Raw genomic sequence first — 16,750 nt, forward strand, 5'->3', positions numbered from 1 at the left:
CAGAGAATATATTTTCGAGGCATGCATGAGATATGAACATTGACCAGCTTCATACTGAGAAGCTGGTCACAAAAAATGTCTATTATCGGCCTGCATTTTTCATAATGCGTGCTTTATCCAGTTGCCACTCACGTTCTTTAAGATCGGAACGTTTATCATGTTGTTTTTTACCTTTCGCCACGCCGATCTTCACTTTGCACCAGGCATTTTTCCAGTACAGAGAAAGCGCGACGACAGTATAACCTTCACGATTAATACGGCCATACAGCGAATCAAGCTCACGCTGATTTAACAACAGTTTGCGGGTTCGGGTTGGGTCGCATACAACATGTGTCGAGGCGACCGCCATCGGCGTAAAGTTTGCGCCAAACAGCCAGGCCTCGCCATCTTTGAGGATAACGTAACTGTCGCCGATATTGGCTTTTCCTGCGCGCAGAGATTTTACTTCCCAGCCTTGCAGGGCGAGACCAGCCTCGAACTCTTCTTCGATAAAGTATTCGTGCCGGGCGCGCTTATTCAGCGCGATGGTGGCTGAGCCCGGTTTATGTGCTTTTTTCTTCGTCATAAGTGTCGTGAATTCATAGGTAATCTGATATCGAAAACACCCCATTACGTCCTGATGAGGTGCAAAAATCTATCTTAGCATGAGTTGGGCTATGCACGCACAATTAAGGCATGACGGTTGGGGACAGCATTTTTTTTACTCGCTGATAAGTGGTATTATTTACACGATTTATGTTGATGGGAATTGCTATGCCTCAGATTAGTCGGACTGCTTTAGTCCCCTACAGTGCGGAACAGATGTATCAGTTAGTGAATGACGTGCAATCGTATCCCCAGTTTTTGCCTGGGTGTGTTGGTAGTCGCGTCCTGGAGTCATCGCCAGCACAGATGACGGCGGCTGTTGACGTGTCGAAGGCGGGTATCAGCAAGACGTTTACGACGCGTAATCAGCTAACGCGTAACCAGAGCATTCTGATGCATCTGGTGGATGGCCCCTTTAAAAAGCTGATCGGCGGCTGGAAATTTACCCCGCTCAGCCCCGAGGCGTGCCGTATTGAGTTTCAGCTTGATTTTGAGTTTACCAATAAACTCATTGAGCTGGCGTTTGGTCGTATATTCAAAGAGTTAGCGTCCAACATGGTGCAGGCGTTTACGGTTCGCGCCAAAGAGGTTTACCGTGCCGGATAAACTTGTGGTTGAAGTGGCTTATGCGCTGCCGGAAAAGCAGTATTTGCAGCGCGTAACGCTGGAGGAGGGCGCGACGGTCGAAGAGGCGATTCGCGCTTCCGGCTTGCTGGAATTGCGCACGGATATCGATCTGGCGAAAAATAAAGTAGGTATCTACAGTCGTCCGGTAAAACTCACCGATACGGTGCAGGATGGCGATCGGGTTGAAATTTACCGTCCCTTAATCGCCGATCCAAAAGCATTACGCCGCCAGCGCGCCGAAAAATCGGCTGGTAGATAATTAGCCTCTTTTGCCGGATAACGGTGTGAAAGCCGTACCACACCTGAAGCACAGGCGTGCCTGTAAGCCAGATAAACGTAGCGCCATCAGGCAAATTCGTACCAAATGGCGGGGGAGAGGTTTGCAGGCCTGATGAACGTAACCTCATCAGGCGGTATCACAAAATTACTTCGTCAACGCCGGTTTGTTATCAATATTGGTTAACACGCCGCTGCTGTTAAAGGTGAGCGTCAGAGTCTGCTGCGTCACGTTCTCATGTCCTGGCTGCTGGCGGAAGACATAAAACCAGGTGTTCGTACCAAAAGGATCGGTCATCATCGGCGTGCCTAAAGCATACGCAACCTGTTGTTGCGTCATACCAACACGCACTTTGGCGACATCCGTAGGTGTAAGATAGTTCCCCTGATTGATGTCAGGTCGGTAAACCACTCGCTCCAGAGTGGAACAGCCTGCGGTCAACATCAGGAGTACTGCTGCGGCAGCAGTCAGCGTTTTACAGCGCATAGTGATTGGGTTCCTTTTCGGGCCTGAGCAGTACGTGGCTCATATTAATATGCCGATGATAATAGACCTTTCATCACTTTAAAACCTTTTGCTGTCGGGTCTTACGGCGTTTTTGTTGTGAACTCAGACCTTCGGGAGATAAAAAAGTTTACGCCGCCAGCAGTTCTTTTGCGTTTGCCAGCGTATTACGCGTAACTTCACTTCCTCCCAACAGGCGGGCCAGTTCCTGTAAACGCGCACGTTTATCCAAAGGTTGCATATGGGTTTCGGTCATTGCCCCGTCTGTTTCTTTACTGACAAAGAAGTGCTGGTGACCGCACCCGGCTACCTGTGGCAGGTGAGTGACGCACATCACCTGAGTGGATTCGCCAAGCTGACGCAGGAGTTTACCGACCACGGCGGCGGTTGGGCCGCTGATGCCAACATCGACCTCGTCAAAAATCAGCGCTGGCGTTTCCATTTTGCGCGCGGTAATCACCTGAATAGCCAGCGCAATGCGCGACAGTTCACCGCCAGACGCGACTTTAGCGATAGGCTGCAGCGGCTGACCTGGGTTTGTCGTCACTTTAAACTCCACGCGATCGGCGCCGTCGTTGCTCAGATGATGCTCATCAAATTTCACGTCGATAGTAAACAGACCGTGCGGCATCGAAAGTAAATGCATACTTTCAGTGATCAACTGCCCCAGCTCCTGGGCGTAAAACTGACGCTGTTGATGCAGCGCTTGCGCCGTTTCCAGCGCTTGTTGGTGATGCTTATTAACCGCCAGCGTTAGCGTTTCCAGCGAATCGGCCTGATCGTCGAGCTGCTGCTGTTCTTCGAGCAGTGACTGATAAAGCTGCGGCAGCGCTTCCGGGCTGACGTGATGTTTTCGCGCCAGCGAAATTTGTTTAGCGATGCGCTGTTCAAGCTCAAACAGGCGATTGGGGTCTAAATCCAGACGCTCGCAATAGTGGCGTAATTCATCGCTGGCTTCGGTGAGTTGGATAGTGGCTTCTTCCAGCATATCCAGGATGCCGGAAAGCTTGCTGTCCATACCTACCAGCTCGCTAACCAGTTGTTTTGCGCTATATAACTGGCTTTGCAGGTTAACGTCTTCGCCGTCCGCGAGTAGCGCCAGAGCGTTCTGGCTGGTCGTAAGCAACTGCCCGCTGTTGGCCAGCCGTTTGTACTCTTCGTCAATTTGCTCGAATTCGCCGGCCTGCGGATTAAAGTCGTTCAACTCTTTTAACTGATATTGCAGCAGTTCCGCGCGCGCGGCGCGTTCCTGGCTTTGTTGCTGGTGATGGGCGAGATCGCGGCAGCTTTGATGCCATAATTGGTAGCGAGCAGCCATCTGCTGCGCTAAAGCGGCTTCGTTGGCATAGCTATCCAGCAGCGATTTTTGCTGTTCGGGTTTGGTAAGCTGCTGGTGCGCATGTTGGCCGTGAATTTGAATCAGCAACTGACCGAGCTCGCGCAATTGAGACAGGGGCACAGCGGTGCCGTTAATAAAGCCCCGTGAGCGGCCATCGCTGCTGATAACGCGGCGAAGTAAGCATTCGCGACCTTCTTCAAGCTGGTTTTCTTCCAGCCAGCGCAATGCCGCAGGCGTGTCTTTCAGCGCAAAGCGGGCACACAAATCGGCGCGGGTCGCTCCGGTACGGACCATATCGGCCTCAGCGCGACCGCCCAGACACAGACCCAGGGCATCAATCGCAATAGATTTACCCGCGCCGGTTTCACCAGTAATGACGGTCATTCCGCTCTGAAAATCGATCTCAAGCTCACGAACGATAGCAAAATTGCTGATGGTCAGTTGCGCCAACATAGCTGTTTTCCTGTATGAAAAACCATGACTGTAATTAAATACAGTATAAACTGGTTTTTTATACAGTAAAGAGGCTAACGTAAAATTAGAATAATTTTTTTGACCAGCCGAGTTTTGTGCTTAATGTATTGAAATAGCTATAGTCTTTGGGATGTATCAGGTTGAGATGGTAGTCGCAGCGGCGAATCAGCACATCTTCTCCTTCCTGAATAGGCAGCGCTATCTGACTGTCGCAGCTAATTTCCAGATCGCTACGGCGATGCGAAAAACGCAGACGAATCGTGCTACTGCTGTTAATGACTAACGGGCGTGCCGACAAGGTATGCGGGAACATCGGCACCAGGGTGATGGCATCCAGTGAAGGGGTCAGAATAGGGCCGCCTGCGGAGAGCGAATAGGCGGTGGAGCCGGTCGGCGTAGAAATGATCAGACCATCAGATCGCTGTGAAAAAGCGAAGGTTTCATCAATATAAACCTCGAATTCGATCATATGCGCCACTTTTCCCGGATGCAGCACCACTTCATTAATGGCTGTGCTGATACGCTTCTGGCGGTCCTGTTGGCAGACCTGCGCTTCCAGCAGAAAACGTTTTTCGGAGATATAGCGCCCTTCCAGCACATCAGATAATTGTTGCAGGGCGTTGTCCGGATCGAGATCGGTCAGGAAGCCAAGATTACCGCGGTTAATGCCAATCACATTGATGTCATAACGCGCCAGCGTACGCGCTGCGCCAAGCATATTGCCGTCGCCGCCCACAACTACCGCCAGATCCGCCTGTTGACCAATTTCCGCCAGCGTGCCGGTTGGCACATTTTTTAGCTGTAATTCGTGGGCGATTTGTTGCTCCACAATGACCTCATAACCCTGATCGCATAGCCAACGGTAGAGCATTTCATGTGTCGTGAGTGCGGTGGGATGACGCGGATGCCCCACAATGCCGATACACTTGAAATGATTATTCATTTTTCTGAGGTCCTTGTAGCGAAGATTGATGACAATGTGAGTACTTCCCTTGAAACCCTGAATCTGATCCCCATAATAAGCGAAGTTAGCGAGATGAATGCGAAAAAAACGCGGAGAAATTCATGAGTAGTAAAGAACAGAAAACGCCTGAGGGGCAAGCCCCGGAAGAAATTATCATGGATCAGCACGAAGAGGTTGAGGCAGTTGAACCAAACGATTCTGCTGAGCAGGTGGATCCGCGCGATGAAAAAATTGCGAATCTGGAAGTTCAGCTTGCAGAAGCCCAGACTCGCGAACGCGACACCGTGTTGCGCATCAAAGCGGAAATGGAAAACCTGCGCCGTCGTACTGAACAGGATATCGAAAAAGCGCATAAATTCGCTCTCGAGAAGTTCGTCAACGAATTGCTGCCGGTCATCGATAGCCTGGATCGCGCGCTGGAAGTCGCAGACAAAGCCAATCCGGATATGGCGGCAATGGTCGAAGGGATTGAGCTGACGCTGAAGTCTATGCTGGATGTGGTGCGTAAATTCGGCGTGGAAGTGATTGCTGAGACCAACGTGCCGCTGGACCCGAACGTGCATCAGGCGATTGCGATGGTGGAGTCGGAAGAGGTTCCGGCAGGCAATGTGCTGGGTATTATGCAGAAAGGCTATACGCTGAACGGTCGTACCATTCGCGCGGCGATGGTGACTGTAGCGAAGGCGAAGTAAAAGTTTGATGGCCGATGTAAAGTCGGCCATTTTTTTAGCTTAAAAAATCCTGCACTTCCAGCCACGGCGTGTTGAAGTCCTCTATTTTTTTATATTCGCTCATTGGCAGAACGACCACATTATAGGTGTCAGATCCTTCATTCAGATCAAAAATCTGGAAGCCCCTCTTATTGAGTTCGGTCTGGATGCGTTCAAAGATCTCGTCAAGGTAACGGTCCCCGGCTTCACAGACATCGGAGATTTCATCCTCTTGGGTTATTTCGACAAGAAGATTTCTTAATTCCTCAGAATCCGTCAGGTTTTTTGTGAGTTCATAAAAGCGATCTGCGGCAAAATTAGCCAGTTCGCCTTCTTCATCTTCACCTTTCCAGTCAACGAGGTGAATAAATCCTTCGCCGCGTAGAACTTGTAAAAATGCCTGTGCCAGCTCGTTATTTCCGAGATCGCCACCGCTACAATCCAGGACGTCCTGCAACCCATATTCGTCTTCATCTTCGTCTTCAAAGATTTCAGGTTGCGTCGAAAGTTGAGAGAAAATAGTGGGCCATAAGGTTGGGTTGTGTGATAAAAAAACGTTGGCGACGACGTTGAGGTCGTCTGCAAAATTCTTATCCCATTCAATTACATAATCTTCTGACATAACATCAATATCCTTTCTGAATGCCTGAAAAGACATTATTGCATTGTTAAGTAAATGGCAGGAATTGATGGAATCTTAAAAGACGGCGATAAAAAAGGCGAACCGGAGTTCGCCATTGTGTTACTCCGCCACACTCTCGCGCAGCGGTTTTACCGGTACAACCTTTACCTGCTTAATCATATTTTCCTGTACATCGAGAATATCTATATCGTACTGCTCAATGCGCACGCGCGTGCCAGCAACCGGAATTTCCTCCAGCGCCTCCAGAATCACCCCGTTGACGGTGCGCGCGTCATCTTCCGGCAGGTGCCAGTTAAACGCTTTATTGATTTCCCGGACGTTGGCGGTACCGTCAATAATGACCGAACCGTCGTTTTGCGGCGTGACCTCTTCCGCCAGTGTCGGCGACATCGATGTGGTGAAGTCGCCAACGATCTCCTCGAGAATATCTTCCACGGTGACCAGCCCCTGGATATCGCCATATTCGTTGACGACCAGTCCGACTTTCTTTTTATTGCGCTGAAATTTAATCAGTTGCGTACTGAGCGGCGTACCTTCCGGGACGTAATAGATTTCATCGGCGGCGCGCAGCATCATCTCTTTGGTGAACTCTTTTTTCTCGGCCATTAACCGCCAGGCTTCACGCACGCGCAGCATACTGATGGCGTCATCCAGCGAATCGCGATAGAGCACAATGCGTCCGTGCGGCGAGTGGGTGAGCTGCCGCTCGATAGACTTCCAGTCGTCATTGATATCGATCCCGATAATTTCATTACGCGGCACCATGATGTCATCCACGCTGACCTTTTCCAGATCGAGAACCGACAGCAGCATATCCTGATTGCGGCGAGAGATTTGCGAACGGGATTCATGCACGATAGTGCGTAATTCCTCTTTGCTTAACGACCCGCTGACCACGATGTCCGTTTTAATTCCCATCAGACGCATCAGCAGGCGGGTGATGGTGTTAAGTAACCACACCAGCGGCATCATCAGTATCTGTAACGGCGCCAGCAGGAAGCTGCTGGGATAGGCCACTTTTTCCGGATAGAGCGCGGCGATAGTTTTGGGCAGGACTTCAGCAAAAACTAACACGACAAACGTCAGTACCCCGGTGGCGATAGCCACGCCGGCGTCGCCGTAAAGCCGCATACCCACAATCGTGCCGAGCGCCGAGGCAAGAATGTTGACCAGGTTATTGCCGATCAGCACCAGGCTTATCAGTCGATCGGGTTTACGCAATAATTTTTCTACCCGTTTTGCCGAGCGATTACCTTGCTTCGCCATATGGCGTAAACGGTAACGGTTTAGCGTCATCATTCCAGTTTCGGAACCGGAAAAATAGGCCGAGATGACCACCATGATGATTAATATGATAATCAGCGTGGTGGTGGAGATGTGTTCCAGGGGAAACTCCTTTAAAAGCTTAGCTTACAAATTGCTGTAATATGCGGCTACCAAAATAGGCCAGCGTCAGAATACCCGCGCCTGCGACGTTAAACCACACGACCCGCCGACCCCGCCAGCCTTCATGGTAATGCCCCCACAGCAGAACGATATAGACAAACCATGCCACGATAGAGAGCACGGCTTTATCAATATTTTCAGTACTGAACAGGTTATGCATGTAAAACAGGCCGGTACACAGAGTAAGGGTCAGCAGTACGACGCCAATCTGCGTGATATGAAACATTTTGCGCTCAATGCTCATCAATGGCGGCATTTCATTACTAAACGCCAGCTTTTTGTTCTTCAACTGATAGTCGATCCACGCCAGCTGTAGCGCATACAGAGCGGCGATTATCAGCGTCGCGTAAGAGAAAAGCGACAGACCGATGTGCACCATCATGCCTGGGGTCGCTTCCAGATGCGTAATATATTCATTAGGCATGAACGTGGCGAAGGCCAGGTTAATCAGCGCAAAAGCATAGACAATAGGCAGAAGTAGCCAGCCGCGATTACGCGACGCGACAATGGTCATCACCGTGCAGATCATCAGGCTGACCAGCGAACCGACATTCAGCAGGCTCAGGTTTTGTCCACTGTCGCCGCCGGGCAGAATACGCGATTCCAGCGCGACAGCATGGCACACCAGCGCGATGACCGCAGAAAGAATAGCCATACGCCGCCAGCCGCTGTTTTTTTGCAACAGTCCGGGAACGATCAGCGCGAGGCTGAAGGAGTAGGCGACAAGGGCAAGTAAAGCAAAAACGGGCATAGTTGTGTCGACAGTTGACCAGTGAGAAAGAGAAGCAGTATAGCGTTACGTGACCGCAGCTCCAACCGTTGCATAACAACAAAGACGGCTTCATGGTATACTGTGGCGAAATTCTGTAACTGTGTCGCTGCGGCGACCAACCGTTTCCACCCCAGGCGAGAGACAATGTTTGATAATTTAACCGATCGTTTGTCGCGCACGCTGCGCAATATCAGTGGCCGTGGGCGCCTTACTGAAGACAACGTTAAAGAGACGCTGCGCGAAGTGCGCATGGCGCTGCTGGAGGCTGACGTTGCGCTGCCGGTAGTGCGTGAGTTCATCAATCGCGTAAAAGAGAAAGCGGTTGGTCATGAAGTTAACAAGAGCCTGACCCCAGGGCAGGAGTTCGTCAAGATTGTCCGTAGCGAACTGGTTGCGGCGATGGGCGAAGAGAACCAGACGCTGAATTTAGCTGCGCAGCCGCCAGCCGTAGTATTGATGGCGGGTCTGCAGGGGGCGGGTAAAACCACCAGCGTCGGTAAGTTGGGTAAATTCTTGCGCGAGAAGCACAAGAAGAAAGTGCTGGTCGTCTCTGCCGACGTCTATCGCCCGGCGGCGATCAAACAGCTCGAAACGCTGGCTGAGCAGGTTGGCGTGGATTTCTTCCCGTCTGATGTCGGCCAGAAACCGGTTGATATCGTCAACGCCGCGCTGAAAGAAGCGAAGCTCAAATTCTACGACGTGCTGCTGGTGGATACCGCCGGTCGTCTGCATGTTGACGAAGCGATGATGGACGAAATCAAACAGGTCCACGCTTCTATCAAGCCAGTAGAAACGCTGTTTGTCGTCGATGCGATGACCGGTCAGGATGCGGCGAATACCGCAAAAGCCTTTAACGAAGCGCTGCCGTTAACCGGCGTGGTGCTGACCAAAGTTGATGGTGATGCGCGTGGCGGTGCGGCGCTCTCTATTCGTCATATCACCGGCAAGCCGATTAAATTCCTCGGTGTCGGCGAGAAAACCGACGCGCTGGAGCCATTCCATCCGGATCGTATCGCCTCGCGTATTCTCGGCATGGGCGACGTACTGTCTCTTATCGAAGATATCGAAAGCAAAGTTGACCGCGCACAGGCTGAGAAGCTGGCGACCAAACTGAAGAAAGGCGACGGTTTCGACCTGAACGACTTCCTGGAACAGCTCAAACAGATGAAAAACATGGGCGGTATGGCCAGTCTGATGGGCAAATTACCGGGCATGGGGCAGATTCCGGACAACGTTAAATCGCAGATGGATGACAAGGTGCTGGTGCGTATGGAGGCGATCATCAATTCGATGACGCTGAAAGAACGCGCGAAGCCGGAAATCATCAAAGGTTCCCGCAAGCGTCGTATCGCGCAGGGCTGTGGGATGCAGGTGCAGGACGTTAACCGCCTTCTGAAACAGTTCGACGACATGCAGCGCATGATGAAGAAGATGAAGAAGGGCGGGATGGCGAAGATGATGCGGAGTATGAAGGGGATGATGCCGCCAGGCTTCCCGGGTAGATAAATATATCGGGCTACCTTATTTGCCATTTTGACGCCGGAGTGTGCTCGACAAAACACGATAGTGTTTTGAACGCCCTTTAGGGCGGCCCGAAGGGCGAGCGGAGCGAGTAAATGCTCACGTACTGCGTGTACGCTCCGCTTTCTGCGCGCACGCCGACGCCAAACTGGCTGCAACGGTCACGCCCTGGAATCAAGCTTCATCACATGTTGATTGCTTTTTTCCCAGAAATCAGTAAAATTTTCGGGCTTTTAATATGACGCCGGGCTCCGTTCCTCGATGGGGCCCGGTTGTTTTATTCACACAAGAGGATGTTATGGTAACTATTCGTTTAGCTCGTCACGGCGCTAAAAAGCGTCCGTTCTACCAGGTTGTTGTCACCGACAGCCGTAATGCACGCAACGGTCGCTTCATTGAGCGCGTTGGTTTCTTCAACCCAATCGCTAGCGAAAAAGAAGAAGGCACCCGCCTGGATCTGGATCGCATCGCTCACTGGGTTGGCCAGGGCGCAACCATTTCCGATCGCGTTGCGGCGCTGATCAAAGAAGTAAAAAAAGCAGCTTAATCTGTCACGGTGGTCATGATGAGCAAGCAACTCGCCGCACAAGTACCCGCTGAACCGGTTGTACTGGGGAAAATGGGTTCTTCATACGGTATCCGTGGTTGGCTCAGAGTGTTTTCCTCCACTGAAGACGCCGAAAGCATTTTTGACTATCAGCCCTGGTTTATCCAGAAGGCGGGTCAGTGGCAGCAGGTACAGCTGGAAAGCTGGAAGCACCACAATCAGGATCTGATCATCAAGCTGAAAGGCGTTGACGATCGAGATGCCGCGAATCTTCTGACCAATTGCGAAATTGTCGTGGATTCCTCGCAACTTCCTGCGCTTGAGGAGGGAGACTACTACTGGAAAGACCTGATGGGCTGCCAGGTAGTCACCGCTGAAGGCTACGATCTCGGTAAAGTTATCGACATGATGGAAACCGGGTCGAATGACGTTCTCGTCATTAAGGCGAACCTGAAAGATGCATTTGGTATCAAGGAACGACTAGTACCGTTCCTCGATGGGCAGGTTATCAAGAAAGTCGATCTCGCTACTCGTACTATCGAAGTAGACTGGGATCCTGGTTTTTAAACCACCGAATAAACGGTAATAAATGGCGTTATGGGGATTGGCTTGTGTTTATTGGCATAGTTAGCCTGTTTCCTGAAATGTTCCGCGCAATTACCGATTACGGGGTAACTGGCCGGGCAGTAAAAAAAGGCCTGCTGAACATCCAAAGCTGGAGTCCTCGCGACTTCGCGCATGACCGGCACCGTACCGTGGACGACCGTCCTTACGGCGGCGGACCGGGGATGTTAATGATGGTGCAACCCTTGCGGGACGCCATTCACGCAGCAAAAGCCGCGGCAGGTGAAGGCGCTAAAGTGATTTATCTGTCGCCTCAGGGACGCAAGCTTGATCAAGCGGGCGTTAGCGAGCTGGCCACGAATCAGAAGCTTATTCTGGTGTGTGGTCGCTACGAAGGCGTAGATGAGCGCGTAATTCAGACCGAAATTGACGAAGAATGGTCAATTGGCGATTACGTTCTCAGCGGTGGCGAACTACCGGCAATGACGCTGATTGACTCCGTCGCCCGGTTTATACCGGGGGTTCTGGGGCATGAGGCATCAGCAATCGAAGATTCGTTTGCTGATGGGTTGCTGGATTGTCCGCACTATACGCGCCCTGAAGTGTTAGAGGGGATGGAAGTACCGCCAGTATTGCTGTCGGGAAACCATGCTGAGATACGTCGCTGGCGTTTGAAACAGTCGCTGGGCCGAACCTGGCTTAGAAGACCTGAACTTCTGGAAAACCTGGCTCTGACTGAAGAGCAAGCAAGGTTGCTGGCGGAGTTCAAAACAGAACACGCACAACAGCAGCATAAACATGATGGGATGGCATAGGCCCCCGAATATCAGTTTACCCAGGATAAGAGATTAAATTATGAGCAACATTATTAAGCAACTTGAACAAGAGCAGATGAAGCAGAACGTACCTTCCTTCCGTCCGGGCGATACCGTGGAAGTGAAAGTATGGGTTGTTGAAGGTACCAAGAAACGTCTGCAGGCATTCGAGGGCGTGGTTATCGCTATTCGTAACCGCGGTCTGCACTCTGCATTCACTGTTCGTAAAATTTCCAACGGCGAAGGCGTTGAGCGTGTCTTCCAGACTCACTCTCCGGTAGTTGACAGCATTGCTGTTAAACGTCGTGGTGCTGTTCGTAAAGCTAAACTGTACTACCTGCGTGAGCGTACTGGTAAAGCGGCTCGTATCAAAGAGCGTCTTAACTAAGAACGCGCTTTCGCAACATCCGAAAGCTTGTAGAAAAGAAGGGGCTGGCATTACGCTGGCCCCTTTTTTATGGGTTTGCTCCACGCCATAGATGGTTGCATGATTAGGCTGGGTCAGTGGTCTCAACGCTGAGTCAGAAACGGCCAGGCCCGTTCCTTAGTTTAGCGAGCGCTCCGCACGCCGGTGTTTAGCCTGATACATATTTCGATCGGCCAGTTCTTGTAGTTTTTCGGCAGTGGCATGTTCCCATGTCAGCGCAAAGCCAATACTCAGGGTCATCGTTATTCGCTGGCCGTTATGCAGTTCAAAAGGTCGATTAAACGCCTGGGATAGCGCTGCGCAAATACGTTGTACTTCATATTCCGAATGTACATCGTAAAGCACCATCGCAAATTCATCGCCGCCGAGTCGGTAAGTCTGATAACGGCTACCACCGAATTCCGCTAATCTTTTGGCAACCTCTATAAGTACGCGGTCGCCTGCCGCATGTCCCCAGGTATCATTAATATATTTAAAGTTATCGCCATCCAGAAATAACAATGCCGAACTGCTACGAGCGGAATTGTCCTTCATCAGCGCGTTAATACAGCTGCGAAATGCCGCGCGATTGGCAAGCCCCGTCAGCGGATCGTGCAACGCGGTACGTAGTAACTGGGCATTTTTAGCCTGAAGCCGTAGCTGCCATTCTTCCATCTCATCCAGAAGGCTATTGAAATCCTGCGCAAACAGGTGAAATTCCGCAATACGCTCATCAGGTACCCGGCGTGAAAAATTTCGGTTAGTGCGAACGTCGTGTACAACTTCAGTAATATTTTGCAGCGCATCCACAACGCCATTGTGTAAATAACGCGTGAGCAGCAGGGCAATGCCGGATGCCAGCAGAATACATCCTGTCAGCACTGCCAGCGATAGCCAGATAAAATGACCAATAAGGCTGTCGCGGGCGACAAGCCGTACTTCGCCGATGGCCCTGCCGTTGTGCCAGACGGGTTGTGATACCGGCAATGGAAAAAGCCAGTGGCTAATTAAGCCAATGAGCTTATCGTCTGCGGCTCGCGCATCATAGCGCCATGAGGCGATAGTACGGCCATTTTTATCGCGGACCTCCGCCGCTGAAAATTGTCCCTGGCGTCCCAGTGTGGCGAGCGTTTCCGCTGCGGCCGCGTTATCGGAAAATACCAGTGCCGCTTCAAGGCTATGGGCCATTGTGGCGGCGGTCAAATCGAGATTCTTTTGCGCATACTGTTTGAGCGTAAGGACAGACGCAACGCAAATTAATAGCCAGATCAATGTCATTGTAAGCAGCACGCTGATTATACTAATCCGCCGTAGTGTGCGTTTAAATGTTGGCCTGGACAGAGAAAATTCCTTATTCATGCTTTTGATTCCGTGCAAGCATTAATACTTCTGGATTTACTCTCACGCCGCTATGCGAGAGGGAGTCCAGGTTGACGGAAAATTTGACTTCATCATTGTTAATGATCAGACAAAATGCGCTGCCAATAATACATTCGGTATTTTGCTCGGCAATTAATAACAAGGCATTAACTGGATAATGACGCGTTAACTCCACCTGATAAGCTGGCGATTCATTGCCAAAGTAAAAACCATCACAGCGGGCGCTCAGGGCTTCTTGTGTGGTACGGATGACAAGCGGTTGATAAGGGAAAGCCCAGTCAGCCTCTTCGCTAAGTACCCTGACAAAACGCGCAGATGAAAATATGCATAGCCTTGGCGGCCCGGATAACGCCGGCCAGTGTGTATAACTGACGATACCGGAGACGATGGCGCGTACGGATTTCTCTTCTTCCGTGACGCGTTGAGCATACAGAGGCAAGCTTGCTAATAATAGCGATAACAGAAGGATAAATCGGTGAGAAAAACGCATTAACAAGTCCCCACCATCTTCAGTCGTAAAGCATTAAAATACATCCGTGATTGTTTGTAGCAAAATAACATTATTTTGCCATATCGTCATTATGTCTTATTGATAATATGAATAATTTAAGTGATATCCCTGATATTAAATTCTTGTGATAATGGTATTAATCACCCTATATCAGAAAGTAAAAATATGTGTGCGGAGAAAAAATAATCAAAAAATAGCGAGCATCGCTCATTTTACCGCTTTTCTGAGGCTGGGAATAAAATAATTCACTTGTTGTGTAAAGTTTTTGATACGAAATGAGGGAGATTAATCGACGATTGCGCATGGTGTAAAGTTTATTTTACGTAATATGGATTGAAATCTTTACTTTTTGTGGTATGGTTTAAACATCCTCGTGGAGGATCAACTATCGCAAACAAGAAAAGACAGGATCGCCATCATGCAAAAAGACGCGCTGAATAACGTACGTATCACCGATGAACAGGTATTAATGACGCCGGAGCAGCTTAAAGCGGCCTTTCCCTTGAGCCTGGCGCAGGAAGCGCAGATAGCGCAGTCCCGGGGAATCATTTCTGACATTATTGCCGGGCGCGATCCGCGTCTGTTGGTGGTATGCGGTCCTTGTTCTATTCACGATCCTGAAACCGCTCTGGAATATGCCCGTCGATTTAAAGCCCTTGCCGCAGAGGTCAGCGATAGCCTCTATCTGGTAATGCGCGTCTATTTTGAAAAGCCGCGAACTACCGTCGGCTGGAAAGGGCTGATTAACGATCCTCACATGGATGGCTCATTTGATGTGGAAGCCGGGTTGAAAATAGCGCGTCAGCTACTGGTGGAACTGGTGAATATGGGGTTGCCATTGGCGACCGAAGCGTTGGATCCGAACAGCCCGCAATACCTGGGCGATCTGTTTAGCTGGTCGGCGATAGGGGCGCGCACAACCGAATCGCAAACCCACCGCGAAATGGCGTCTGGTCTTTCTATGCCGGTCGGCTTTAAAAACGGCACGGATGGCAGCCTGGCGACAGCGATTAACGCCATGCGCGCCGCTGCGCAACCTCATCGTTTTGTTGGCATTAACCAGGCCGGTCAGGTTGCGTTATTGCAAACCCAGGGAAATCCGCATGGCCATGTGATTCTGCGTGGCGGCAAAGCGCCAAACTATAGCCCGGCAGATGTCGCTCAGTGTGAAAAAGAGATGGAACAGGCGGGACTACGTCCTTCGCTGATGGTAGATTGCAGTCATGGTAACTCCAATAAAGATTATCGCCGCCAGCCAGCCGTTGCCGAATCTGTGGTTGCGCAGATTAAAGATGGCAATCGTTCAATCATTGGCTTAATGATTGAAAGTAATATTCATGAGGGTAACCAGTCTTCCGAACAGCCGCGCAGCGAAATGAAGTATGGCGTTTCCGTCACCGATGCTTGTATTAGCTGGGAGATGACCGATGCCCTGTTACGTGAAATTCATAAAGATTTGAGCGGCCAGCTGGCGGTGCGCGTCGCATAAGAGGTTGTTATGGTTGCTGAATTGACCGCATTACGCGATCAAATAGATGATGTCGATAAAGCGTTGTTGAATTTACTGGCTAAGCGCCTGGAACTGGTTGCCAAAGTCGGCGAGGTGAAAAGCCGTTTTGGCCTGCCTATTTACGTGCCGGAGCGTGAGGCCTCTATGCTGGCTTCACGACGGGCGGAAGCAGAAGCGATCGGTGTCCCGCCCGATCTCATTGAAGATGTCCTGCGCCGGGTAATGCGTGAATCTTACTCCAGCGAAAATGATAAGGGGTTCAAAACGCTTTGTCCTTCTCTGCGTCCGGTCGTCATTGTGGGCGGCGGCGGACAGATGGGGCGTCTGTTTGAAAAAATGCTCACGCTGTCGGGCTATCAGGTCCGTATTCTGGAACAGCAGGACTGGCCGCGCGCCAGGGACATTGTCGCCGATGCCGGAATGGTGATCGTCAGCGTGCCGATTCATGTTACTGAACAGGTCATAGCGCAACTGCCGCCCCTGCCGTCCGACTGTATTCTGGTCGATCTGGCATCGGTGAAAAGCGGTCCGTTGCAGGCAATGTTGGCGGCCCATGATGGCCCCGTGTTGGGCTTGCATCCGATGTTTGGTCCGGACAGCGGGAGCCTGGCGAAGCAGGTGGTGGTCTGGTGTGACGGGCGTCAACCGGAAGCGTATCAGTGGTTCCTTGAGCAAATCCAGGTGTGGGGCGCGCGGTTGCATCGAATTAGCGCTGTCGAGCACGATCAGAACATGGCTTTTATCCAGGCGTTGCGCCACTTTGCTACCTTCGCTTATGGGCTGCATCTGGCGGAAGAGAACGTCCAGCTTGAGCAGCTTCTGGCGCTATCATCGCCGATTTATCGACTGGAGCTGGCGATGGTCGGGCGTCTGTTCGCCCAGGACCCGCAACTGTATGCGGACATTATTATGTCGTCGGAGCGCAATCTGGCGCTTATCAAGCGTTACTATAAACGTTTTGGCGATGCGATCGGGTTACTGGAACAGGGTGATAAGCAGGCTTTTATCGACAGTTTTCGCAAAGTTGAACACTGGTTTGGCGATTATGCCAGACGCTTCCAGAATGAAAGCCGTGTGTTATTGCGTCAGGCGAATGACAGCCGACCATAATGATGACATCTATACTAAAAGCCAGCTTTGCTGGCTTTTTTCGTT

Annotated in this window: 19 protein-coding genes; 10 read left to right on the plus strand and 9 right to left on the minus strand. The window is 50.9% G+C overall.

What is annotated here, in order from left to right:
• Positions 1–82: 82 nt before the first annotated feature.
• Positions 83–565, minus strand: coding sequence for an SsrA-binding protein SmpB (gene smpB, locus QEN31_RS05850; protein WP_001518569.1), 483 nt, complete (start codon positions 563–565; stop codon positions 83–85).
• Between the two features lie 188 nt (positions 566–753).
• Between smpB and QEN31_RS05855 the strand changes: the two genes are divergently transcribed.
• Positions 754–1,191 carry a type II toxin-antitoxin system RatA family toxin gene (locus QEN31_RS05855; RefSeq protein WP_001537508.1) on the plus strand — a complete coding sequence of 146 codons (438 nt, stop codon included), beginning with the start codon at positions 754–756 and terminating at the stop codon, positions 1,189–1,191.
• A complete protein-coding gene (locus QEN31_RS05860) occupies positions 1,181–1,471 on the plus strand; it encodes an RnfH family protein (protein WP_001112990.1) in 291 nt (96 codons plus the stop codon). Before QEN31_RS05855 ends, QEN31_RS05860 begins: the two co-directional genes overlap by 11 nt.
• Before the next feature lie 165 nt (positions 1,472–1,636).
• Here the strand turns inward: QEN31_RS05860 and bamE are convergent, their stop codons facing one another.
• The 3 genes from bamE to nadK form a co-directional block, all read right to left on the minus strand.
• Complete coding sequence (gene bamE, locus QEN31_RS05865) at positions 1,637–1,975, minus strand: outer membrane protein assembly factor BamE (RefSeq protein ID WP_001203445.1); 339 nt, start codon at positions 1,973–1,975, stop codon at positions 1,637–1,639.
• Positions 1,976–2,123: 148 nt separating this feature from the next.
• Positions 2,124–3,785, minus strand: a complete 1,662-nt coding sequence (gene recN, locus QEN31_RS05870) for a DNA repair protein RecN (protein ID WP_000880965.1) — start codon at positions 3,783–3,785, stop codon at positions 2,124–2,126.
• A gap of 85 nt (positions 3,786–3,870) precedes the next feature.
• Complete coding sequence (nadK, locus tag QEN31_RS05875) at positions 3,871–4,749, minus strand: NAD(+) kinase (protein ID WP_001059155.1); 879 nt, start codon at positions 4,747–4,749, stop codon at positions 3,871–3,873.
• Between the two features lie 122 nt (positions 4,750–4,871).
• On the opposite strand from nadK, the gene grpE reads away from it, so the two are divergent.
• Positions 4,872–5,462, plus strand: coding sequence for a nucleotide exchange factor GrpE (grpE, locus tag QEN31_RS05880; RefSeq protein WP_001518875.1), 591 nt, complete (start codon positions 4,872–4,874; stop codon positions 5,460–5,462).
• A gap of 34 nt (positions 5,463–5,496) precedes the next feature.
• Here grpE and QEN31_RS05885 read toward each other — a convergent pair whose 3' ends face one another.
• From QEN31_RS05885 to QEN31_RS05895, 3 genes are all read right to left on the minus strand, one after another.
• Complete coding sequence (locus tag QEN31_RS05885) at positions 5,497–6,102, minus strand: DUF6630 family protein (RefSeq protein ID WP_001287923.1); 606 nt, start codon at positions 6,100–6,102, stop codon at positions 5,497–5,499.
• Between the two features lie 120 nt (positions 6,103–6,222).
• The gene (locus tag QEN31_RS05890) at positions 6,223–7,509 is read right to left on the minus strand and encodes an HlyC/CorC family transporter (protein WP_127172650.1); all 1,287 of its coding nucleotides are present in this window, start codon (positions 7,507–7,509) and stop codon (positions 6,223–6,225) included.
• Between the two features lie 19 nt (positions 7,510–7,528).
• Complete coding sequence (locus QEN31_RS05895) at positions 7,529–8,320, minus strand: cytochrome C assembly family protein (protein ID WP_001537507.1); 792 nt, start codon at positions 8,318–8,320, stop codon at positions 7,529–7,531.
• Positions 8,321–8,485: 165 nt separating this feature from the next.
• Here QEN31_RS05895 and ffh point away from each other — a divergent pair, with 165 nt between their 5' ends.
• The 5 genes from ffh to rplS all read left to right on the plus strand — a co-directional run bounded on the left by ffh (position 8,486) and on the right by rplS (position 12,176).
• Positions 8,486–9,847 carry a signal recognition particle protein gene (gene ffh / locus QEN31_RS05900; RefSeq protein ID WP_000460052.1) on the plus strand — a complete coding sequence of 454 codons (1,362 nt, stop codon included), beginning with the start codon at positions 8,486–8,488 and terminating at the stop codon, positions 9,845–9,847.
• A 313-nt stretch (positions 9,848–10,160) separates the two neighbouring features.
• The gene (rpsP, locus tag QEN31_RS05905) at positions 10,161–10,409 is read left to right on the plus strand and encodes a 30S ribosomal protein S16 (RefSeq protein ID WP_000256453.1); all 249 of its coding nucleotides are present in this window, start codon (positions 10,161–10,163) and stop codon (positions 10,407–10,409) included.
• 18 nt (positions 10,410–10,427) lie between these two features.
• Positions 10,428–10,976: a ribosome maturation factor RimM gene (gene rimM / locus QEN31_RS05910; RefSeq protein ID WP_000043266.1), complete on the plus strand. Its 549-nt coding sequence runs from the start codon at positions 10,428–10,430 to the stop codon at positions 10,974–10,976.
• Between the two features lie 44 nt (positions 10,977–11,020).
• Positions 11,021–11,788 carry a tRNA (guanosine(37)-N1)-methyltransferase TrmD gene (gene trmD / locus QEN31_RS05915; RefSeq protein ID WP_000469804.1) on the plus strand — a complete coding sequence of 256 codons (768 nt, stop codon included), beginning with the start codon at positions 11,021–11,023 and terminating at the stop codon, positions 11,786–11,788.
• Between the two features lie 40 nt (positions 11,789–11,828).
• On the plus strand, positions 11,829–12,176 hold the full coding sequence (rplS, locus tag QEN31_RS05920) for a 50S ribosomal protein L19 (RefSeq protein WP_000065257.1): 348 nt from the start codon (positions 11,829–11,831) through the stop codon (positions 12,174–12,176).
• Positions 12,177–12,332: 156 nt separating this feature from the next.
• On the opposite strand, the gene dgcN is transcribed toward rplS, so the two are convergent.
• Together dgcN and QEN31_RS05930 are read right to left on the minus strand one after the other, a co-directional pair.
• Positions 12,333–13,553 carry a diguanylate cyclase DgcN gene (gene dgcN / locus QEN31_RS05925; protein WP_001030985.1) on the minus strand — a complete coding sequence of 407 codons (1,221 nt, stop codon included), beginning with the start codon at positions 13,551–13,553 and terminating at the stop codon, positions 12,333–12,335.
• Complete coding sequence (locus QEN31_RS05930; RefSeq protein ID WP_001212379.1) at positions 13,546–14,064, minus strand: YfiR family protein; 519 nt, start codon at positions 14,062–14,064, stop codon at positions 13,546–13,548. Before QEN31_RS05930 ends, dgcN begins: the two co-directional genes overlap by 8 nt.
• 439 nt (positions 14,065–14,503) lie before the next feature.
• Between QEN31_RS05930 and aroF the strand changes: the two genes are divergently transcribed.
• On the plus strand, positions 14,504–15,574 hold the full coding sequence (aroF, locus tag QEN31_RS05935; protein WP_001168062.1) for a 3-deoxy-7-phosphoheptulonate synthase AroF: 1,071 nt from the start codon (positions 14,504–14,506) through the stop codon (positions 15,572–15,574).
• A gap of 9 nt (positions 15,575–15,583) precedes the next feature.
• Complete coding sequence (gene tyrA, locus QEN31_RS05940; protein ID WP_000225191.1) at positions 15,584–16,705, plus strand: bifunctional chorismate mutase/prephenate dehydrogenase; 1,122 nt, start codon at positions 15,584–15,586, stop codon at positions 16,703–16,705.
• The last annotated feature ends 45 nt before the right edge of the window (positions 16,706–16,750 follow it).

The sequence above is a fragment of the Salmonella sp. SA15303 genome, from assembly GCF_029962125.1.
GTDB classification, from domain to species: domain Bacteria; phylum Pseudomonadota; class Gammaproteobacteria; order Enterobacterales; family Enterobacteriaceae; genus Salmonella; species Salmonella enterica.